Raw genomic sequence first — 3,597 nt, forward strand, 5'->3', positions numbered from 1 at the left:
GCCCCGCCGCGGCCCAGCCGAGCCTGCCGCACACGGCGAGCACGTCCCCGGGTCGTGCCCCGGACCGGGTCACCGGCTCCCGGCCGCCGAGGTCCCCGAGCGCGGTCACCCCGATGATCATATTGTCGGCCCGCACCGTGTCCCCGCCGACCACACCGGCCCGGGTGCGCCCCACCTCGGCGGCGAGCCCGTCGAACAGCTCCGTGACGGTGGTCACGGGGGTCTGTCCCGGGCACGCGAGACTGACCACGACCGAGGTCGGCGTCGCCCCCATGGCGGCGACGTCGGCGAGGTTCACCGCCGCCGCCTTCCGCCCCACCTGGGCGGGGGTGGACCAGTCGAGACGGAAGTGCACACCCTCGACGAGCGTGTCCGTGGTGAGCACCACCCGGCCGTCGGGAGCAGCCACCACCGCGGCGTCGTCGCCGGGGCCGAGCACCGTGCCCGACGGCTGGGGCCGCCCCGTCGTGATCGCGTGGATCAGTCCGAACTCACCGGCGCCCGCCACGGTGTCCGCGCCGGGCGTCGAGTCGTGTTCCACACACACCTCCGCTTCTCTGGTCGATGCGCGACACCGGATCCGCGCATCTGAGATCCTCGCGACGCTGCGGTACCTTGCCTGTCGGGTGCCCGGCCGCCGTCGGGTGTCCGCCGGGTTCCCTGTCCGCCGGTCGCTGCCGGCGGCGACCGACACGAAAGGGTGCAGCGCCGTGGTGCACGCATACATCCTCATCCAGACCGAGGTCGGCAGGGCGGCCGCGGTGGCCGCCGAGATCGCCGACATCCCCGGGGTCGCCAGTTCCGAGGACGTCACCGGACCCTACGACGTCATCGTCCGCGCCGAAGCCGAGGACGTCGACCAGCTCGGCAGGCTGGTGGTCGCCCGGGTGCAGAACGTCGAGGGGATCACACGGACGCTGACCTGCCCGGTCGTCCACCTCTGAGACTGTGATGTAGTGGGGTCGTGAGCGACACCGCAGCTCCCCCACGCGCCCGTCTGATCGTCGCCGCGGCACTGGCCTCGGCGCTCGCCGTCGCGGTCGTCGTGCTCGGACTCGTCGCCTCCCCCGACGGGGAGGATCCGGGCGGGTCCGCCGAGCCGCCCGGCCCGCTGCCGCTGGTGTCGATCCCCGCCCCGGAAGCCGACACTCCGCAGTGCGACCGGCTGACCGCGGCCGCGCCGGACACGCTGGAGTCGAAGGACGAACAGTTGCGACGCCGCACACTCGCCGAGCCGGCGCCACCGGCCACGCTCGCCTGGGGCGTCGACAACCCGGTCGTGCTGCGGTGCGGCCTCGACCGCCCGCCGGAACTGACGCGCACCTCGCCGCTGCAGGTCGTCAACGGGGTGCAGTGGCTGCCGGTGTCCGGCCAGGGGTCGACCACCTTCTACGCCGTCGACCGCGAGGTGCACGTGGCGCTGACGGTGCCGGAGCAGGCCGGGACCGGCCCGCTGCAGGAGACCTCGGACACCGTCCGGGAGACGCTGCCCGAGGTTCCGCTGCAATTCGGGTGAGCCCGTGCCGTACCGGGCGGCACCCGGCGCCGGGGCGGCCGCGGGGTCAGCGCAGGCCGGTGCCGCGCGCGAGCGCGGTGTCGACGAGGGTGGACAGCAGCGAGGGGTAGTCGAGCCCGGTGACCTCCCACATCTTCGGGTAGGCGGAGGTGGTGGTGAAACCGGGCATGGTGTTGACCTCGTTGATGGTCAGGGTGCCGTCGTCGCCGACGAAGAAGTCCACCCTGGCGAGTCCCTGGCAGTCGAGCGCGTGGAACGCCCGCACCGCGCACGCCCGGAGCCGCTCGGTGACCTCGTCGTCCAGCTTCGCGGGGATGTCCAGTTCGGCGGCCTCGCCCAGGTACTTGGTCTCGAAGTCGTACCAGGCGTCGGCGTCGTCGCCGACCACCCGGATCTCGGCGGGCAGCGACGCCTCCACCCGTCCGTCCGGGAACTCCAGCACCCCGCACTCGACCTCGTGCCCGGTGACCGCGGCCTCCACGAGCACCTTCGGGTCGGTCCGTCGTGCGGTGGCCACCGCCTCGTCCAGCTGCGCCCGGTCGGTGACCCGGCTGATACCGATCGAGGATCCGGCCCTGGCGGGCTTGACGAACACGGGCAGCCCCAGCCGCTCGACGTCGACCGCGTCCGGTGCCGACTGTCCACGGCGGACCATGGCGTAGTCGCCGACCGGCAGGCCCTCGGCCGCCAGCAGCTTCTTGGTGTACTCCTTGTCCATCGCGGCGGCACTGGCCAGCACCCCCGCGCCGACGTAGGGCAGGTCGGCCAGTTCGAGCAGACCCTGGATCGTGCCGTCCTCGCCGAAGGCCCCGTGCAACACGGGGAAGACGACGTCCACCCCGGAGAGCACCTCGGCGCGCCGCCCCGGTTCCAGGCGCACCACCCCGCCCGTGGTGGGGTCGCCCGCGAGCACGAGCGCGTCCCCCGACTCCACCGACGGCAGGTCCCGCCCGTGGATGCGCAGCTGCTCGGGATCGCTCGTGCCGAGCACCCAGCCACCGTCCGGGGTGACGCCCAGCGGCACGACCTCGAACCGTTCGGGATCCAGGTTGCCCATGACGCTGCCGGCGGACACGCAGGAGATGGTGTGCTCGGTGCTGCGTCCCCCGAACACGACGGCCACTCGGGTCTTGCGGCTACTCATGGGTCGGCACCCTACCCTCGCCTCGGCCGGAGCACCTCGACCAGCACCCCGAGCACCTCTCGCAGTTCCGCACGCGAGCAGCCGGCGTAGCCGACGGCGATGCCCGCCGCGTGGGGAGTGCCCGCGAAGTGCCTGCCCAACCCGTCGAGCAGCAGTCCCCGTTCGCGTCCCTCGGCGAGCCTGCGTCGTTCCCCGTCCCCGGACTCCAGGGGCACCACCAGGTGCGCGCCCGCGTCGTCGCCCAGGTACGGCACCCCCGCGCGGCGCAGCGCGCCGGTCAGCATCGACCGCCGCTCGGACAGCTCCCGGCGCAGCTTCCGCAGGTGCCTGCCGAGGTCACCGTGCCGGGCGAGCTCCACCAGCACCCGCTGCCCCGCCGGGGAGGCGCGGGTGCCGGTGACGTCGCGGTAGTCGAGCACGGCCGAGGCCACCCCCGGCGGGGCGACCATCCACCCGGCGCCGAGCGTCGGCGTGAGGATCTTGCTCGTGGTGCCGAGGTGCACGACGACGTCCGGCGCGAGCGAGGCCAGCATCGGCAGCGGAGCGACGTCGTAGCGCAGCTCACCGTCGTAGTCGTCCTCGAACACCAGGAACCCGTCGGCGCGGGCGCGTTCCACCAGCGCCACCCGGCGGGAGGCGCTCATCCGGCAGCCCATCGGGTACTGGTGCGCGGGTGAGCAGTACACGGCGGCCACCCCCGGCGGGATGTCGTCACACCGCAGTCCCTCGCCGTCCACCCCGACCGGCACGACCCGCATCCCCGCGTACCGGAACGCACGCACGGCGCGCTGGTAGCCGGGTTCCTCCACGGCGACGACGTCGCCCGGGCGCAGGGCCGCGGCGGCGATCTCGATGACGGCGGCCGTGGTGCCGCCCGTGGCCAGCACCGACTGGGTGGCGGCGTCGAGTCCCCGGTGCCGCAGCAGGTGTTGGGTGA

At 73.8% G+C, this 3,597-nt stretch carries 5 protein-coding genes; 2 read left to right on the plus strand and 3 right to left on the minus strand.

Annotated elements, in window-relative coordinates; all coding sequences use genetic code 11:
* Positions 1-541, minus strand: a 541-nt coding sequence (locus SACPADRAFT_RS28700) for an AIR synthase related protein (RefSeq protein ID WP_007026939.1), incomplete at its 3' end; no start/stop codon positions are given.
* Positions 542-710: 169 nt separating this feature from the next.
* Here SACPADRAFT_RS28700 and SACPADRAFT_RS0218750 point away from each other — a divergent pair.
* Positions 711-944: an Lrp/AsnC ligand binding domain-containing protein gene (locus SACPADRAFT_RS0218750; RefSeq protein ID WP_026453094.1), complete on the plus strand. Its 234-nt coding sequence runs from the start codon at positions 711-713 to the stop codon at positions 942-944.
* A 20-nt stretch (positions 945-964) separates the two neighbouring features.
* A complete protein-coding gene (locus SACPADRAFT_RS0218755; RefSeq protein WP_007026937.1) occupies positions 965-1,516 on the plus strand; it encodes a DUF3515 domain-containing protein in 552 nt (183 codons plus the stop codon).
* A gap of 46 nt (positions 1,517-1,562) precedes the next feature.
* On the opposite strand, the gene SACPADRAFT_RS0218760 is transcribed toward SACPADRAFT_RS0218755, so the two are convergent.
* Both SACPADRAFT_RS0218760 and SACPADRAFT_RS0218765 read right to left on the minus strand, forming a co-directional pair.
* Positions 1,563-2,660: a D-alanine--D-alanine ligase family protein gene (locus SACPADRAFT_RS0218760; RefSeq protein WP_007026936.1), complete on the minus strand. Its 1,098-nt coding sequence runs from the start codon at positions 2,658-2,660 to the stop codon at positions 1,563-1,565.
* Positions 2,661-2,671: 11 nt separating this feature from the next.
* Positions 2,672-3,597 (minus strand): aminotransferase-like domain-containing protein (locus SACPADRAFT_RS0218765; RefSeq protein ID WP_007026935.1); only part of this gene is annotated, 926 nt, incomplete at its 5' end.

The organism is Saccharomonospora iraqiensis subsp. paurometabolica YIM 90007, assembly GCF_000231035.2.
GTDB lineage: Bacteria > Actinomycetota > Actinomycetes > Mycobacteriales > Pseudonocardiaceae > Saccharomonospora > Saccharomonospora paurometabolica.

Bases quoted from the DNA above. Each gene is read 5' to 3' on its own strand.
- SACPADRAFT_RS0218760 (WP_007026936.1), bottom strand. From the start codon at position 2,660: ATGAGTAGCCGCAAGACCCGAGTGGCCGTCGTGTTCGGGGGACGCAGC.